This window comes from Parabacteroides sp. CAG:2, from assembly GCF_000436315.1.
Lineage (GTDB): Bacteria > Bacteroidota > Bacteroidia > Bacteroidales > Tannerellaceae > Parabacteroides > Parabacteroides distasonis.
Map to the genome: position 1 here is coordinate 15323 of NZ_FR885323.1, position 16059 is coordinate 31381.

General features: G+C 43.1%; 12 protein-coding genes. 7 read left to right on the forward strand and 5 right to left on the reverse strand.

What is annotated here, in order from left to right; translation table 11 throughout:
• Window positions 1-123: 123 nt before the first annotated feature.
• From QVP94_RS15515 to QVP94_RS15530, 4 genes are all read right to left on the reverse strand, one after another.
• Window positions 124-885 (reverse strand): NigD1/NigD2 family lipoprotein, encoded by a 762-nt coding sequence (locus QVP94_RS15515; protein WP_022192944.1) that lies wholly within the window; start codon window positions 883-885, stop codon window positions 124-126.
• A gap of 94 nt (window positions 886-979) precedes the next feature.
• Window positions 980-2113 (reverse strand): lipid-A-disaccharide synthase, encoded by a 1134-nt coding sequence (gene lpxB / locus QVP94_RS15520; RefSeq protein ID WP_022192945.1) that lies wholly within the window; start codon window positions 2111-2113, stop codon window positions 980-982.
• A gap of 24 nt (window positions 2114-2137) precedes the next feature.
• Window positions 2138-2905, reverse strand: coding sequence for a 5'/3'-nucleotidase SurE (surE, locus tag QVP94_RS15525; protein WP_022192946.1), 768 nt, complete (start codon window positions 2903-2905; stop codon window positions 2138-2140).
• A 125-nt stretch (window positions 2906-3030) separates the two neighbouring features.
• Window positions 3031-3948, reverse strand: coding sequence for an Rpn family recombination-promoting nuclease/putative transposase (locus tag QVP94_RS15530; protein ID WP_022192947.1), 918 nt, complete (start codon window positions 3946-3948; stop codon window positions 3031-3033).
• 1040 nt (window positions 3949-4988) lie between these two features.
• Between QVP94_RS15530 and QVP94_RS15535 the strand changes: the two genes are divergently transcribed.
• The 6 genes from QVP94_RS15535 to QVP94_RS15560 all read left to right on the forward strand — a co-directional run bounded on the left by QVP94_RS15535 (window position 4989) and on the right by QVP94_RS15560 (window position 12632).
• Window positions 4989-8510, forward strand: coding sequence for a DUF6383 domain-containing protein (locus tag QVP94_RS15535; protein ID WP_005861108.1), 3522 nt, complete (start codon window positions 4989-4991; stop codon window positions 8508-8510).
• 223 nt (window positions 8511-8733) lie between these two features.
• Window positions 8734-9993 (forward strand): sialidase family protein, encoded by a 1260-nt coding sequence (locus QVP94_RS15540; RefSeq protein ID WP_009276435.1) that lies wholly within the window; start codon window positions 8734-8736, stop codon window positions 9991-9993.
• 11 nt (window positions 9994-10004) lie between these two features.
• Entirely contained in the window at window positions 10005-10826 is an 822-nt protein-coding gene (locus tag QVP94_RS15545) for a 3-deoxy-manno-octulosonate cytidylyltransferase family protein (protein WP_005861112.1), read from the forward strand.
• On the forward strand, window positions 10804-11472 hold the full coding sequence (locus QVP94_RS15550) for an AAA family ATPase (protein WP_005861113.1): 669 nt from the start codon (window positions 10804-10806) through the stop codon (window positions 11470-11472). Before QVP94_RS15545 ends, QVP94_RS15550 begins: the two co-directional genes overlap by 23 nt.
• The gene (locus QVP94_RS15555) at window positions 11448-12143 is read left to right on the forward strand and encodes a histidine phosphatase family protein (RefSeq protein WP_005861115.1); all 696 of its coding nucleotides are present in this window, start codon (window positions 11448-11450) and stop codon (window positions 12141-12143) included. Before QVP94_RS15550 ends, QVP94_RS15555 begins: the two co-directional genes overlap by 25 nt.
• A gap of 6 nt (window positions 12144-12149) precedes the next feature.
• Window positions 12150-12632, forward strand: coding sequence for a hypothetical protein (locus QVP94_RS15560; protein ID WP_005861117.1), 483 nt, complete (start codon window positions 12150-12152; stop codon window positions 12630-12632).
• 74 nt (window positions 12633-12706) lie between these two features.
• Here QVP94_RS15560 and QVP94_RS15565 read toward each other — a convergent pair whose 3' ends face one another.
• Entirely contained in the window at window positions 12707-13231 is a 525-nt protein-coding gene (locus QVP94_RS15565) for a GNAT family N-acetyltransferase (protein WP_005861120.1), read from the reverse strand.
• 71 nt (window positions 13232-13302) lie between these two features.
• On the opposite strand from QVP94_RS15565, the gene QVP94_RS15570 reads away from it, so the two are divergent.
• Window positions 13303-15993 carry a LamG-like jellyroll fold domain-containing protein gene (locus QVP94_RS15570; protein WP_130882454.1) on the forward strand — a complete coding sequence of 897 codons (2691 nt, stop codon included), beginning with the start codon at window positions 13303-13305 and terminating at the stop codon, window positions 15991-15993.
• Window positions 15994-16059 lie beyond the last annotated feature (66 nt).

Consider the following 16059-nt stretch of genomic DNA (forward strand, 5'->3'; position numbering starts at 1 on the left):
TAAACGAGAGTGATGCCTTGACCGTTGCATCTTGTAGCGTAAAAATACAAAAAAAAGAAAGGCATCATCTCGACGCCTCTCCTCCTGAACTAAATGATAAAAATAAAAGTTATGTGGGAAGGTTTATTTCATGTCTGTTATATTGGAGATACTATCGTTCGTATAGCCTTGCGAAGTATCCTCCATTTTGGTCTTATCCGAATTATATTTTAATTTATAAGCCTGTTTCCCTTCGGAAGTCCAATAGTTTACGACAAGATCGACCGTCTCTCCTTTGGTATCCGGCAAGGAAGACAAATTGAACGCCACACGTCCGGCCCCGATCGTATATTGGGGATCATCGTAAGCGTTATGCCTAAACTCCAGCGTATAAGGATCATTCTCGGCATCCGGTTGGATCAGGTTGATAAAGTGGGCGGTCTTGCCTCCCCAGAGTGTCTCGAAATAGATATTCAAATATCCGTCTCCGATCCACATATTATTGTTATAAATACTTACCGGGTCCGTACCATAGATAGAATCATTAGCCGCTCCCTCGTTCTTAGCGATGGATTTCGTAAGGATGTTATGGATCGCATTCACCTTGATATAGTGGGAGAAACCTCCTAGGTTACTTTGGGTGGAATCCGCCAATATCGTGAAGTTAACCAAGGCACGTTGGTTAGGCTTCGGCTGATAGTTCGGATAGTTGGTGGCGGCGGGCCATAGCTTATCACCGTCATCCAGCCGTAAGTAATATACGTTATTGCCTTCCGGTATTACGGTAGCGACCGCTATCCAGATATCACCTAAAGAATACGAGTTATCGTCATCTAAGCAAGAGGGTAGGGTGAGGGATACTAAAGCGATCCCGATAACCAATAAAAAAGCTCTCAACGTCTTCATTCCTTTTGTTTCTTAAAAAGTTCACATTTCATCGTTCTATGAAGAAAGATGTAAGTTCGGGGTGAAATGCTGCAAAAGACGTTAATAAAAGATGTTAAGAACCAAGGGATTCAACGATTAGCCGTGCCGTACGCTTTGAAGCCCCGGGCATTCCTAGCGTATGGATAATCTTGTCGTATCCGTCTAGCATTCGTTTTCGATAGGCTGGATCTTGTAGGATGCGTCCTAGCTCGTCTTGTATTTGCGATTCGGAGAAGCGGGCTCCGAATAGTTCTTGTACGATCTCCCGTCCCCCGATCAGGTTCACGAGGGATATGTATTTCGTATGGAAGAAATGCTTGAAAATAAAGCTGGCCAACTGTCCGGCTACGACGTAGTAGCAAACGACTTGCGGAACCCGGAACAGGGCGGTTTCCAAGGTTGCCGTGCCGGAGGTTACCAAGGCGGCGGCACTATGTTGTAGCAAGGGATAGGTTTTACCGAACACGATCTTGGCAGGATAAGAGCCTATGTATTCTTGATAGTAGGCAGGATCGATGCCTGGTGCTCCGGCTATTACCGGCTGGTAGTCGGGGTATGCGGAGGCTACTTTCAGCATGGTCGGTAAATTATCCTTGATCTCTTGTTTGCGGCTACCGGATAGCAAGGCGAGGATAGGCTTGTCGGCCAATCCTTCCTCTTTGATAAATGCATCTTTGGGAATCGCTTGATGCTCCTTGTAATAGGCGACGGAGTCTACGGAAGGGTTTCCTACGTAATCTACCGAATAATTAAGCTTCCGGAAAAACTCGGTCTCAAACGGCAGGATGCAGAACATACGATCTACATAACGCCGGAAGTCCTTGATGCGGTATTGCTTCCAGGCCCATATCTTGGGGGATATGTAGTAATATACCGGGAGTCCCAACTGGGTTTTCACGTATTTGGCGATCTTCAGGTTGAATCCCGGATAGTCAATTAAAATGACGACATCTGGCTGATAGCGGCGGATATCCTCTTGGCACGTCCTCATGTTATTTAAGATGGTGCGCAAGTTCAGCAATACCGGGATAAAGCCCATGAACGCCATCTCCCGGTAATGTTTGACAAGAGTTCCTCCGACGGCTCTCATCAGATCGCCGCCCAGAAAGCGGAACTCGGCCTTCGGGTCATTCTCTTTCAAGGCTGCCATCAAATTCGAGGCGTGCAGGTCTCCGGAGGCTTCTCCGGCTATCAGGTAATACTTCATGAATTGAAAATTGAGAATTGAAAATTAAAGGATCCAGTTGTTTAGGGTGGCCATGAAGTCGTAGTCCGTAACGTCAATCTTGCAGGGGACTAGGGAGGCGTATCCGCTGTCCAGCGCAAGCATATCATTGTCCGGGTGGATGGGTTTGGCGCTTTCGAAAGCTCCTGTCAACCAGAATACGGGCTCTCCGCTGGCGTTCTCGGAACGCTTGAATTCACGTACCCAACGGCCATCCGCTTGGCGACAAACTTTCAACCCTTTCACTTGCGGTAGCTTCGGCACGTTGAGGTTTAAGTAGGTTCCGTGCGGTAAGCCTTCTTTTAATACCCGGCGTGCCAGCATACGTCCAAGACGGCAGCATTCGGAGAAGTCGGCATCGGCCGCATGGTCCAGTAAGGATACACCCATGGAAGGGACGTTGAAAATACATCCCTCGGCGGCGGCACCCATCGTTCCGGAATAATTTACGCAGATAGCCATATTCCCCCCGTGGTTGATACCGGAGACTAACAGATTGGGCTTGCGCTCCAAAACCTCATTAATCGCTAATTTAACGCAATCAACCGGTGTCCCGGTGCAACTATAGATGGTAAGTCCTTCCTCCTTTTTCAACAAGGTATACTTGATAGGAACTAAAGATGTAATGGCACTACCCATCCCGGAACGAGGTCCATCGGGAGCGAATACCACCAAATCGCCTAGATCTTTCAGGCACTCAATCAATTCGTTAATACCTTTGGCCCATACGCCATCATCATTCGTGATCAGAATCAACGGTCTCTCGTTTGTCATATCGTTTTATCCTTATAGTTGTCGTACAAAGGTAACAATAATTTGCGAACAATGGTTGGGGTGTGAGGGATGGGAGTTGTCCTTTCGCCTAATCAGTTGTTGATCAGGCGAAAGGTCTCAGATTATTATAGTTTCTCTATTTCTTCTATGGAGAGGCCGGTGGCAAAGGTGATTTGCTCTATACTAACTCCTAATTTCTTAAGATTAAGTGCTATGGAGTGTTTCTCTTCCTGTCGTCCTTCAGCTTTTCCTTCGGCTTTTCCTTTTTGCAATCCTTTTTCCATGCCTTCTTCCATCCCTTTTTTCATGCCTTTCTCAACGGCGAAGTCCAAGGTGTTATAATAATCATTATACATCTTCCACTCCGCCTCGTACTGCGCCCGTTGTTTGGGGGTGAGGTTTGCCATCGATCCGATGCGCTCCAGTCGCTCGAATATGGCCTTGCGTGCCTTGAATGGCATTCTGTCTAATGTGTCCATATGCTTTAGTACATAAATCCAACGTTCAAAATCAGTCTCGCATTCTTCCTCCTCTTTGTTGAATCGAGGAAGCTCAATATAGATCTGGCGGAACTTGGGGTTGAATACCTGTCCGGTCTCTCGGTCCGCCAGCACGATGTCCCTTCGGAACTTTCCTTCGTTCCTGTTATTGTTTGGCCTGTTCTTCTCATCCAGCGTGAAGTTCAAGAAGAAGACACCGTACACGGCCGCCAGCTCATAGTCCCATGTTCCCTTTATCCCCTGTTCCACCACCGAGTGCGAGAGGTAATACAAGGCCCTGTCTTTGAAGTGGGGCTGTTCCCTGTTCTGCATCTCGATTATGATCCGCTCGCCTTTGTCGGTCTCGCAATGGATGTCAAAGATGACTTTCCTACCTTGCTCTGTCTCGGGCAATCGCTCATTGTTCATGATTCTCAAGTCCTTGATCGTATGCTCCCCTTCGAGGAGGTCGTTCAGGAACTCAATTAAAATGTCCTTGTCCATTTCCCTACCGAATATATGCTTGAAGCCGAAATCGGTGAAGGGATTGATAAATTTTCCCATAGTGTTTATAGGTTTTAGTGATTAATAATGAATAATAGTATAATAAGACGGGGCACCCTGTCTTCCGGTTGTAAAGATACTACTTTTTTAATAGGATAGGCTTCGTTTTAGCTTTTAAGAAAACACGTACGAGTTTTTTCGGAAACACGTACATGTTTTTCGAAAAACTCGTACGTGTTTTTTGAGAGGCATAATGTAACTACTTTAAATACCGGATCAGCCGATAAATCGTGGGGATAATTTTCTTGAATGTATATTCTACCAAGGGATAGTATGGCTAGGCACTACACGATCTGATCATTTCATATTCGTGAAGAGATCTTTTCACCTACGTGATACAATCGTTTCGCATAGGTGAAAAGATTGTATCACAACCGTGAAACGATTTCATGGGCAGATAGAGCAAGCTACTGCCGATAATGTTTGTATTAAATAGAAAGGCTCAACGGTAACAACTCTTCGTAGGCATCTCTGCGCTCCCTTTCACATCCTTCACAACATATCACTGACATAAAGCAAGTTGGCCGACGTGAAACGTGTGATAAACAAATTGAAGTGTAGATAAAAGTACATTGCGAGATTATCCTCACTATTTATCGGGTGAGCCTGAAAAAGTCGATTCTCCGGGAGTTAAGAATACAAAATGTCAAAGTGTTACTTTGATATAGATATACAATGTACGCATGTACATTAGTATATGATAGTAAAGTTTGTATGATTAATAAATGCTTTTCTAGTATAGAAACGACTAGTTTAAACGATCGATTCTTTTAGTCATTTGCAAAGGTACGCGTTTCTTCGATACTTGCAACCCTTCCAGACGATTTTTTTATCGCTTATTCTCTTTCTTATCAATAGGATAGGTTATCCTTCACGAAACAAGCGATTCCTTCAACAAACCTCCCGTTTCGACGCTCAAAAAACGCAAGATTTAGACGATCGTTTAGACTAGTCGTTTTTAATGGCAAACGACGATTTTCAATTAGTCTAACAAGTTGATTATCTTAATAAACACTAGTATTAATATTAATTTATTTATTATGAACAAAAAGATTTCTACGCTTCTTGCCGGTGTAATGCTGGCATCTGCGTTCTCTGTCAATGCTGCGATGGAGAATGGCAAATCTTATTTGCTGAAGAGCGGAAGTAGTTATTTGTCCGCTGAGACAGATAAGACTTCTGCTGATTATGGCAAACTTGTGTACGGCTCACTTAACACTAGCGATTTGAATGAAGTTGTTGCCGGTACTTGGAAAGTTTCAACAAAGACTACTTCTGGAGCTGTTGTCTACACCTTCGTAAATAAGGTGACAGGAATGACATTGGCTGTTGATCCTACTTTGGCGAAAACCGCGACCAACGGTCTTTCTGGTGATGTGACATTAGGCAGTGGTACGGTTTCTGAATGGGCATTCGATGCTAGTAACCACATGTATTCTTACTTCAAATCGGACTCAATCGTTTTCTTTGATAATACGGGTGCCCTGAACAAAGGTAAGATTGCGGACTTGTCTGCTGCTTTGGCTGTTACAGAAGATGTAATAAGCACTCCTATTCCAATAAGTGCAGATGATTTAAATACATTGATGTGGTCTGTTGATTCTAAAGACAATTATTTTGCGTTGAATATGGACCCTGAAGTGTCAAAAGGCAAGGCGAATCATTTGACAGCGACAGGACTTCAAGCGGTTAGTGCTGGTAGTGGTTATGTTCAATTGAAAGCTAAGGACAAAAAGGCGGATGACAAACAATTGTATGTAGTTGTCGATACGGCTTATTATGAAGGAACTGAGACTAGCGGTCAGTTGTTGAAATATACCTATGACGTATTAAACGCAGACAATCGCTTGACTGGTTCTTATAAGTTCAAGTTCACTTATAATGTGAAAGAAGACAAACTCTATGTTCAAGTAGCGGAAGTTGCGGATAAATTAGTGAAAGCATCGGGTCAAACTGACGAGCAGTTTGCGAAGGATATCAAAGACAATAATAATAATTCTTATTGGTCTAATCAAGGAAAAACTGTAACGACAAGATCTGACAAGTACATCTACATGGCTAAATTGGACGGTACGAATGTGTTGACACTGAATACGAATGAGACGGATGGTGGTACTCCTACCTTTGCTTCACAGAATATTACGGTTAAGACTTCTGCTGACTATAGTAGCCTTACATTAACTACGATTCCTTCTGGTGTATACTTGATCCAGTATAAGGCTGGTGGTTCTTACAATACAGAAAAGGTAGGTTCTTATGTATTCGCTAATTTGGCTGGTTATTTCGGTTGGGCTGCTCAAGCTCGTAACCAAGAGTTCAAGCATATGCCGGCTGCTCAATGGGTAGTAGAGAAGAAAGGTACATCTTCTATTGCGCCGATCTCAATTACGAACCGTGAGTTCTCTGATGATAGCTATAAGACTTCTTATCAAATTCCTTCTGATATGCAATTATTCGCAGTAGAGGGTAGTGCTAATGAGGTATTCTATTTTAATGGAAACCAAAAGGATACGGTTAGCTTTATTAAAGTTGACGAGGATCTTGTAAAGGATGCTAAACTGGGATATAAGTATGTATCAGAAAATGAAGCTAAGGTTCAAACTTATCTGTTTAACTATTTGCATGGATTGGCATTAGATAAATATCTTAATGTTCCGTCAGGGAAGGATTCTATTGTACGTGTAGATGAGACTGGAGCTAAAGCAAGTTTCCGCTTACAAGTGGTTGTTAAAGACGATAAGTATGGTTATGGCGATGGTTTGGTAAGAAATGTTTACCGTATCACGGACGGAAAAGGCCGTTATTTGACTTATGACGGGACAACGAAGAAGTATATGATGAAGACTTATCCTACTGATTATTTCTTGAAAGAGAATAATGATATCGAAGGAAAAGAATATTATACTTTGGTTGAGGCTAATTTGCTTAATACATCTATGACACAGGCGCAAGCACAGGCATGGTATCCAGAATGGTGTAAGGGTATGGCTGTCGCAGATGCAATGACTATCGAGGAGCAATATACTCCGGAGGGAGGATCTGCTACTTATGTGACTGTTGGCGGAACCTCTTATTTGGCTTATCCGGGTTCTTCTGATATTGTTGCTGTAGCGATGTATGATAAAGACGGCCAACGATTGGTAGATGATAATAGTAAGGTAGACTACTATACTTATCAGAATGTTAATGGTAAGATTGCGTTGAAGAAAGTAGGAGCTGCTCAATATGCCTCTAGAAATTACGCTTCAGTGAAGGTCTCTGTTGACGACAATACGTTGGATTTGACTCGTGGCTCTTTGGATGATAAATTCTATAGCAATCAAGAGATTCGTACATCTGCTTTTGCCGTAGCAATGGATGATTCTCCTTTGTATCGTCGCTTCAACAACGCCGCTCTAGGTGAGAATGTAAATGACGGTCCTGATAGCTTGACATTCGTTGAGAGCGTTCGTAATGAGTACTTAATGGATGAGTGGAACCCGAACTTGACTACGGAAACTGTTGATTACGCTGGTATCTGGAATAAGGATAAGGCTGAGGGTAAATTAGCGTTCCGTATTGATACGGCTTGGTTGAATCGTGGTCTTGGAAATATCAAACCTCAATATTTGATCTCCGTGGCTCGTGACGACCAAGAGGGTGTTGAGACAGTTCCTTGTACAGAGGCTGGTCCTCACGTTGACGCTAACGGTAACATTACAACAGATCCTTCTAAGTGTGTTCATGCTCAACATGGTCGTGCTGGCTTCGCTTATGGCAAATACTTGGTTAACTTCTCAGACTCTGCCCAAGCGTTCATCGATAGAGAGGCTAAGGTTAATCCTTATATGTTCACAACGAATTCTAGTGCTAATAGCAGCTATACCCGTGTAGGTTTTGTTAAGGCTATCCATGCTGGTGACAGCTTGTTCGTATTGACAAATGGTTTCGAGAATGTAGAACCGGCTAAGTTAGATACGGCGACAATCATCGCTAACTATAAGAAAGCTAAGCTGGAAAACTTCATCGTAGACTTGGTTGGTGACAAACATAAGAATGTAACTTGGTCATTCCGTTATATTAACCCGGATAAGGCTGGTGCCGTAACAGAAGAAGGTGCAGAGAACGCATTCTTGTTCGAGTCTAATGTTTATGGCGAGAAAGATCAAAATTATAGAACCGTAAATGGTGACGCTGATCGTGCTATCGCTCCGACATATGCTGCCGCATGGTTGAAAATGCATAATGGTTGTTTGGTACTGACAGATATCAATTCACAGTTCTCTTCCGCAAAGACCAATGGTGATGGCGCATTAATCTTTAATGTCGCTCAGAAGGATGAAGAAGATATGGTTACATCTAATGATAACATCAACAATGTTGAAGGTGTATCTGTAGTAGCTGGTAATGGTACTGTAACTATCCAAGGCGCCGCTGGTAAATCAGTAGTTATCTCTAACATCTTAGGTAAGGTAGTCGCTGAGACGGTTCTTACATCTGATAACGCAACAATTACCGTACCTGCCGGTATCGTAGCTGTAGCTGTTGATGGTGAGGAAGCTGTTAAAGTGGTTGTTAAATAATTAAACAAATAGATAGGTCAAGAGATGGGGATTCCCCCATCTCTTCCTTTAAGAAGATATTTATAATTCTGAAATTCCCGTGTGGAGATAGATTCTTCAAGTACACCGCGATGGTAGAACATGCGGGAGTATTAATACTAAAGTAATAAATTAAAAGCTCAGGTCACGAGAACTTCTGTGAAGAAATGTCGTGACCTTTTTTTGTACTCTTAAATCTCGTGCTATGCTTATATCTACTCAAGAAACATTGATCTATAAATCAATTAGTCCGGAAGACATTTATTGTTATACTCCCGGAATCACCGTGACTTCGACGGGACGCTTGGTCGTGACTTTCGACTTGGGCGGCAAGGGGGTAAAAGAAATCTATGCTTCTTCGCAGCTGTATACGGAAAGGACAAGACGGTTAGGTATCGGTAAGATTTTTGTATCGGACGACCAAGGCGCTAGTTGGTGTTTTATCTCGGATTTTAATTTTTGGCATGCCCGCCCTTTTTGTATAGGGGAAAAGATATATATCATAGGAAACGCAGGCGATTTATGTATTATATGCTCGGAAGATGATGGGAATACGTGGAGCGTTCCCTCGTTTCTCTCCCAAGGTGAGAAATGGCATTCTTCTGCCTGTAATGTTCTTTTCGCTAACGAGCGGGTTTACTTGGCGATGGAACAGCGTTTTTATAACTCGGAGATAGAAGGCTGGAATGTGGCGGGTTTGAGCCCTACCTTGCTATCTTGCTATATTCACGATGATTTACTGGATGCGTCTTCTTGGCGACGTTCCGATCCTTTTGTTTTCAGGGATAAAGTACATTTCCCGGAAGGGGTTGGCATTCCTTTTTACGAGTCATTGACCAATAAGCCGCTAGAATTGGCTCCCGGTCGTTTTAATGCGCCCACTGGATGGCTGGAGGCTCAAGTGGTTCAAATAAAGGATAAACATCATATTTGGTATGATCCGGAAGGGAAAACGTTCCATATGTTTCTTCGTGCGCATACCGGAGGGATTGGATACGCTTGTTTATTAAAAGTGAGGGAAGATAAGAACGGCCAGATGGTAACCGGCTTTCAAGAGACTCCTTCCGGACAGACCTTGCTTTTCTTGCCCTTTCCCGGTGGCCATTTGAAATTCTTTATAGTGTATGATGAGATATCCCGGTTGTATTGGATGGCATCCAATCAATCTTTCGATTCTATGCGGACGATAAGCTCATTACCTGAGACTTCCCGGTATGGACTCCCGAATAATGAGAGGCATCGTTTACAATTATTATTCTCGAAGAATTGTGTGGACTGGTGTATGGCTGGGATGATCGCTTGCCAAGGGAATGAATTATATTCAAGAAATTATCCTTCGTTATGTATCGTAGGTGAGGATATGCACGTGGTTTGCCGTGCGGCGGATGATCATACAAAGGACCCTCAATACTCTGATTGTATTACATATTATAAAATTAAACGGTTTAGAATGTTAATCTATTAAATGAAGTGATTATGGAAAAAGTACTGATTGTAATACCGGCTCGATATGGTTCAAGCCGGTTGCCGGGTAAGCCTTTGGTTAAGATTAAAGGTATAGAGATGATAAAACGGGTCTCGGATATAGCGGATTTTGTATGTCGCAAAAATGAGTCTTGTTCTTATTTGGTAGCTACGGATGATGAGCGCATCGTCTTGTTTTGCGAATCCCGGGAGATTCCGGTGATGATGACTTCCACGAATTGTAAAAGTGGTACGGAACGTTGCTATGAGGCGGTAAGGAAACAGGACACCAATCCCGGACTGATAATAAATCTGCAAGGCGATAATCCCACGTGTCCTCCTTGGATATTGCAAGATCTGATCGATACATGGAGAAAGGAGAAGGCGGATGTCCTTACCGCCTCGGTCTTGTTGGGATGGAGCGAATACGATCAATTACTGGCGATGAAAAAGGAAACCCCTTATTCCGGCACGACGGTATTGGTGGATCGGCTGGGATATGCCTTAGCTTTCTCGAAACAAACCATACCCGCTATCCGTAAGGAGGATCAGGCTAGGGATCTTTTGCCTAAAAGCCCTGTCAGGCGGCATGTGGGTTTATATGCGTATAGCGGTCGAGCCTTCGAGTCTTATTTCTCATTACCTCCGTCTGTGTATGAACGCTCTTATATAGAAGGATTGGAACAGATGCGTTTCTTAGAGAATGGCATCAAAATGAGGGTCGTAGACGTTGATTATCGGGGACGTGAGACAACAAGCGGGGTTGATTCCCCGGAAGATGTCAAACGGGTTGAGGAAATACTTGAGAAATATGGAGAGTTCGATCTTTCGTGACTTAGATGGAATCGTAGATTCTATTTTATTTCCTTACCATACTTTGGAGGAAGTTCTACCTCCTGGCTGTGAGGCTGGTCCGGTATGGATGGAATTTGCCTGTTGGGTAGACAGCCAAAAGGTGGATATACGGGCATCGGAATCACCCTTATTCTTGAATATATGTGGTATACCCGCATCCGGTAAATCGTATTGGGCGGAGAAATGGCTATCAGAGAATGGACCTTGTTTGCATATCGCTTTCGACGCTATCATGGAGGCATTATCCGGGTATCAAGCGGATTACTCGCTAGATAGGGAGAATGCGTTCTTACGTTGGGAACTTCCTGCTCGTTTTTTAGGTTACCGTCTTCTTTTGTTGGGATTGAGGAATGGGTGGCCTATTTTATTTGAACATAGTAATGCATTGAGAGAACATGTGGATTTGTATAAGAAGATAAAGAGTCTTGGATATCGGATTCATATGGTGTGCATCGATGCGACACCAGAAATGGTTATCAAAAGATTGGCTCGGAGGAATCGTTTTTTCCCGGAGGAGCAAGTAAAAAAACGTTGGGATTGCTTGATAGATTTGTTACCTGAATATCAAAAAATAGTAGATGACTTTAAATTAATACAACCATGGAAAAATGTAGAAAACTTGTGATCGTACGGCATGGTAATACGTTTCGTGCGGGAGAGACTCCGACTCGGGTTGGAGCTAGAACTGATTTGCCTCTGGTAGAGGAGGAACGAGCTAGATCTGCGGGACGTTATTTACGTGAAAAGGGGATTGTGATTGACAAGGTGATTTCGGCCCCCTTAAAACGTACATTGGAGACCGCTAACTATATCTTGGAGGAAATGAATGTGGATTTGCCTATCATTCAAGACTTACGTCTTAAAGAGATTGATTATGGGCCGGATGAGAATATGGTAGAAGATCATGTAATAAAACGTTTGGGATCTCTCTATTTAGAAAAGGAGGGAATGGAGCGGAAAGACCTAACAGAAGATCGGATCGTGGAGAGGGGACTTTCCGTGATCGCCCAATGGAATGAGAAGGCCGTGGTACCGTTAGGATGGAACGTAGATGTAGAGAAACTGATAAGCGGTTGGCTGGATTTGGCGGCTAGTATACCTGATGGTGAGACTTGGCTGCTAGTATCTTCCAATGGAGTGATGCGTTTCTCCCCCTATATTCTGGGGAATTATGAGGATTTCTGTGCGACTCATGATATTAAGGTTCCGACAGGTGGGGTTTGTATATTCGATTGTGTGGGTGATCATTGGAGGTGTACGGATTGGGGAATAAAGGCTTATAAACTTTTTAAATGATAAATCATGGAAGATATATGGAATATAACAGCTTTGGTAGTTAGTGTATTAAGTGTGCTTTTGTCTCTTTATGCTTTAAGACAGGCTACCACTAAAAATACCTCGGATATGTATCTGTTCTTTATCTCGCAATATGCGAAGGAGGACATGAAATTGGCTTTACGTAAATTGAAAGATATAAAGCGGGGGGTATATCGGTTGGAACAATGGGAGAGTGATATGAAAAATAATTTGCCGAAAGCCTTTGAGTATGACGAGGCGAGACGTTTGGTGAAATATTTTTATGATACTTTAGCCTATATGAAGTTGGAGAAACTAATAGAGGCTCGTTTTGTAAGATTGATTTGCTTGAAGAAAGGGGCATGGCTTTATCTGGACACAGTCGAAGCCATGGAAAAATTTTTTGACAGTGGCTATGATAAAAAGCCATATGCGGTTATTCGGGATGTATGCGAAAATTTACGAAAGGAAGGGTGTTGTCCTCCTTAGTTCATTATTTTCGGCTTTTGGTGATTTAATAAAGCCTTGATCGAAGAAACGATCGGGGCTTTTATATTTATTTCTTAATTTGCCATGACAATATTCCGCAAGTCGAAACCGAATTGAATATACTCATCCTCAGTGATTTGCCTCTCTGTAGTCAGGATGATTAACGCATGCCCTCGATAGTTGTTTCTGTAAGGGGGATGGAAATGGTTGTAACGGTTTTCGAAGAAGCCGCATTTTTTATAGAACTTTAATCGCTTGGAGGAAATTTCATCCGTAATAGGATCGATCTCTAATAAGATGATCTTATTCAGGCGTTTATTAAAATCCTCCAGCAATAAACCGCCGTATCCTTGTCCCCTAAAGTTCTCATGAATGGCGAAATGTTCGATATATACATAGGTGCTAAAATCCCAGTATGAGATAAAGCCGATAAAGAGGTTATCTTTCAGATAAACCACTAGATGATAGTTGGGAGATTGGAAGGCCTGTTCTTGTTGTTCTTCTGTTCGTTGCTCAAATAGAGGGAAACTTGCCGTATATATTTGCTCAAAGGTAGGATAGAGAGGATCTTGCTTTCGCGTTATTTCTAGTATGTCCATATGACTTCGCTTTATTTTGATGCGAAGATAATAATCTAAAAACATTGTCATGTCATATTAAAGCTTTATTTTTGGATGATCTTATAATTAAGATATTGTATACGATGATAGCGTGGTTTCGTTATATATGTTTAATTGTTAGCCTTATAATCACTATGCCGGAATTACTTTCGGCACAACGTCTGGTTTCTCAACGTCAAGAGGATGTAGAGGCCGGTCTTTTATATAACGAGAGCGTCTACATCCTATCTAATTATTCTTGTCTATCCTCCAATTCCCCGGAAAAACTTTCTTTGGACGAGTTGCTTCGGAAGCAGATCGAAGGCTTTTATTTCTATTTGAAGCGGGATACGGAGACAAATGTATTGTTACTGAGGAAACCTGATGGTACGTTTACCCCTTTTAGTGAGTCATTGGAAGCTATTAAGACGGCCTTGGATGCGGACCCGGATAAGGTTATGACGCTTTTCCTCGATTTCTATGTAGAGACGGAGCTGGAATCCTCTTTTAAGGAAATAGGCTTGATGGAGTATGTGCTTGAATATGATACGAAAAACGGATGGCCATCCCTGAAGGATATGTTGAGTTCCGGAAAGCGACTGGTCGTTTTCGAGGTTCAGAAACATTTGAACAGTCCTTCATGGTTGCATAATATGAGGGATTTCGTGGAGCATACGGACGCTGATTGGGGAAACCAACCGGAAGGGGTTGAGAGTTTTGATGAGCGGCTGAAAAAGAATTTGTCTTTATTTACCGGATATAAGTTCTTGGAGACTTCCCGGGGAAATAGTAATGATATCTCGGCTTTAGCCCGGCAGACACCTTATTTAATAGAATCGTTTAAAAGAGCGTGGATCCGGGATGGAAGGGTTCCTAATTTTGTCTTGGTAGATAAGTATTACGCATGGTTGGATGTCTCGTTGGTTACTTTCCGGAATTTCGATATCATTTACGGCGTGGTTACGAATAACAATGAGTTGCTTAACTACGTGAATTGGGATGGGATGTCTAATTATACGACGGGTAAATATTGCTTTCCGCTAGAGCCCGGAGCCGAGTTGATGCTTTCGCCGATCTCTCCGGGCTATAGGATAGAGCCGGCTACGGTTTATGTCTCCGGTACCCAAAGGAAGGCTTTCGTCGGCGATTTTAAGGCTAGACCTTTGCGGATTGACGAGGATATAGAGATTTATTTACCGTTTGAGGGCGATGAGAAAGATGGTTCGTCCAATCATAATCTCACGGTATCTAGGAATGTCGAGTTTATTCAGGACCCTATACGGGGACAGGTCGCTTCCTTGGAGAATCAGGCCCGTGTGGATTTACCGACCGCTTCGGAACTTCATATGCGGGATCATGATTTCACTGTCGGCGTTTGGTTGAAAATACCTAAGTACCTGCCGGAGAAGGAGGATTATTGTATTCTGGGAGCTAAGAACAGTACTTATCAACAAGCGTTGCATCTGTTGATACGGAACCGGAAACCGTATATGGGATTCTTTAACAACGATCTGGTTGGTAACACGGAGATCGAGCCGGGCAAATGGTACAATGTCGTATGGCGGTATAATAAAAGGAATGGGGAGCAGGCTATATTCGTGAATGGAAAACTGGACGCGATCTCTTTTGATCGTCCGGCTTATCTGGGTAGTGATAGCTTATATGTCGGTTTCGTGAATTTCAGCCAGTCCTCGAATTTCGTGGGTGTGCTGGATAATCTTTGTATTTGGTCTCGTGTGTTGAGCGATAAGGAGATATTGGGATTGAGCAACCAGTTATTAGATTTACATATATCGAATGCGATTACTTGGTTGGATGTCCTTGGTATTGGGTTGATTTTGATGGCTCTGGTCTCGATAGCTTATCTAGGCTATCGGAAGGTGAAAGAAAAGCCAAGGCAGGATGAGGCTGATGCGGGAATGGTCGCGGAGGAGGGAATCGAGGAAGGAATCGAGGAGCCGGATCGTTCTTCGCGAGAGATGCCGGAGGAGATTGAGGAGGTTCCGGTTCTGCGCAATTATATCCGATTGTTTGGAGAGTTCTATGTGTTGGACCGGGATGGAAATGATATAACCTCTCTATTTACCCCCAAATTAAAACAGCTGTTTATCTTGATTATGCTTCACTCTTCCCGTGGAGGTTTCGGGATATCGAGCAAGGACTTGACACGGATGATTTGGGGGAATGACAACCCCTCGAAAAGTACGAAGAGCCTTCGAAGCGTATCTATATTGAAACTCCGGAAGATATTGGAACGTATCGATACGGTCGAGGTCCTATTTAACGCGAATCGATATATTCTCCAGCTTTCGGAAGATGTCTATTGCGATTATTTGGCTTGTTTGGATTGGCTGAAAGATAAACGGGTACGGACTCAGCCGGACTTTGAATATTTCTATGATATTATCAGCAAAGGAGAAGTGTTCAAAGGGGAATCGTTTGATTGGATGGATGATTTTAAAAGTTATATCTGTAATAGTACGGTGGATGTCTTGTCTCGCTTTATCGACACTTACTCGATCGAGGATGAGGCGGATCGGGTGATCCAGATAGCAGACCAGATCCTTCTGAACGATCCTTGCAACGAGGAGGCTTTGCTCTATAAGATCAAAGCCTTGATTTACCAGAACAACTTTAAATTGGCCCGTTATGTGTACGACCGCTTTTGCGCTTTATACCAAGAGATGTATGGCGAGGCTTTCCCCTCTTCTTTTGAGCAGGTCGTACCGTCTCCGCTGATGAGTCAGCAATCTCCCCAGTAAGTATTATAGTATGCCTGCTCATTGGCATGCCTGTGCCATCGCTATTGTCACACCTGTGCCATCGTT

What these genes read in the sequence shown, in the direction of transcription:
- QVP94_RS15515 (WP_022192944.1), bottom strand. Translation starts at nt 885, where the DNA reads ATGAAGACGTTGAGAGCTTTTTTATTGGTTATCGGGATCGCTTTAGTA.
- QVP94_RS15565 (WP_005861120.1), bottom strand. Translation starts at nt 13,231, where the DNA reads ATGGACATACTAGAAATAACGCGAAAGCAAGATCCTCTCTATCCTACC.
- QVP94_RS15535 (WP_005861108.1), top strand. Translation starts at nt 4,989, where the DNA reads ATGAACAAAAAGATTTCTACGCTTCTTGCCGGTGTAATGCTGGCATCT.
- surE (WP_022192946.1), bottom strand. Translation starts at nt 2,905, where the DNA reads ATGACAAACGAGAGACCGTTGATTCTGATCACGAATGATGATGGCGTA.
- lpxB (WP_022192945.1), bottom strand. Translation starts at nt 2,113, where the DNA reads ATGAAGTATTACCTGATAGCCGGAGAAGCCTCCGGAGACCTGCACGCC.
- QVP94_RS15530 (WP_022192947.1), bottom strand. Translation starts at nt 3,948, where the DNA reads ATGGGAAAATTTATCAATCCCTTCACCGATTTCGGCTTCAAGCATATA.
- QVP94_RS15540 (WP_009276435.1), top strand. Translation starts at nt 8,734, where the DNA reads ATGCTTATATCTACTCAAGAAACATTGATCTATAAATCAATTAGTCCG.
- QVP94_RS15560 (WP_005861117.1), top strand. Translation starts at nt 12,150, where the DNA reads ATGGAAGATATATGGAATATAACAGCTTTGGTAGTTAGTGTATTAAGT.
- QVP94_RS15545 (WP_005861112.1), top strand. Translation starts at nt 10,005, where the DNA reads ATGGAAAAAGTACTGATTGTAATACCGGCTCGATATGGTTCAAGCCGG.
- QVP94_RS15550 (WP_005861113.1), top strand. Translation starts at nt 10,804, where the DNA reads ATGGAGAGTTCGATCTTTCGTGACTTAGATGGAATCGTAGATTCTATT.
- QVP94_RS15555 (WP_005861115.1), top strand. Translation starts at nt 11,448, where the DNA reads ATGGAAAAATGTAGAAAACTTGTGATCGTACGGCATGGTAATACGTTT.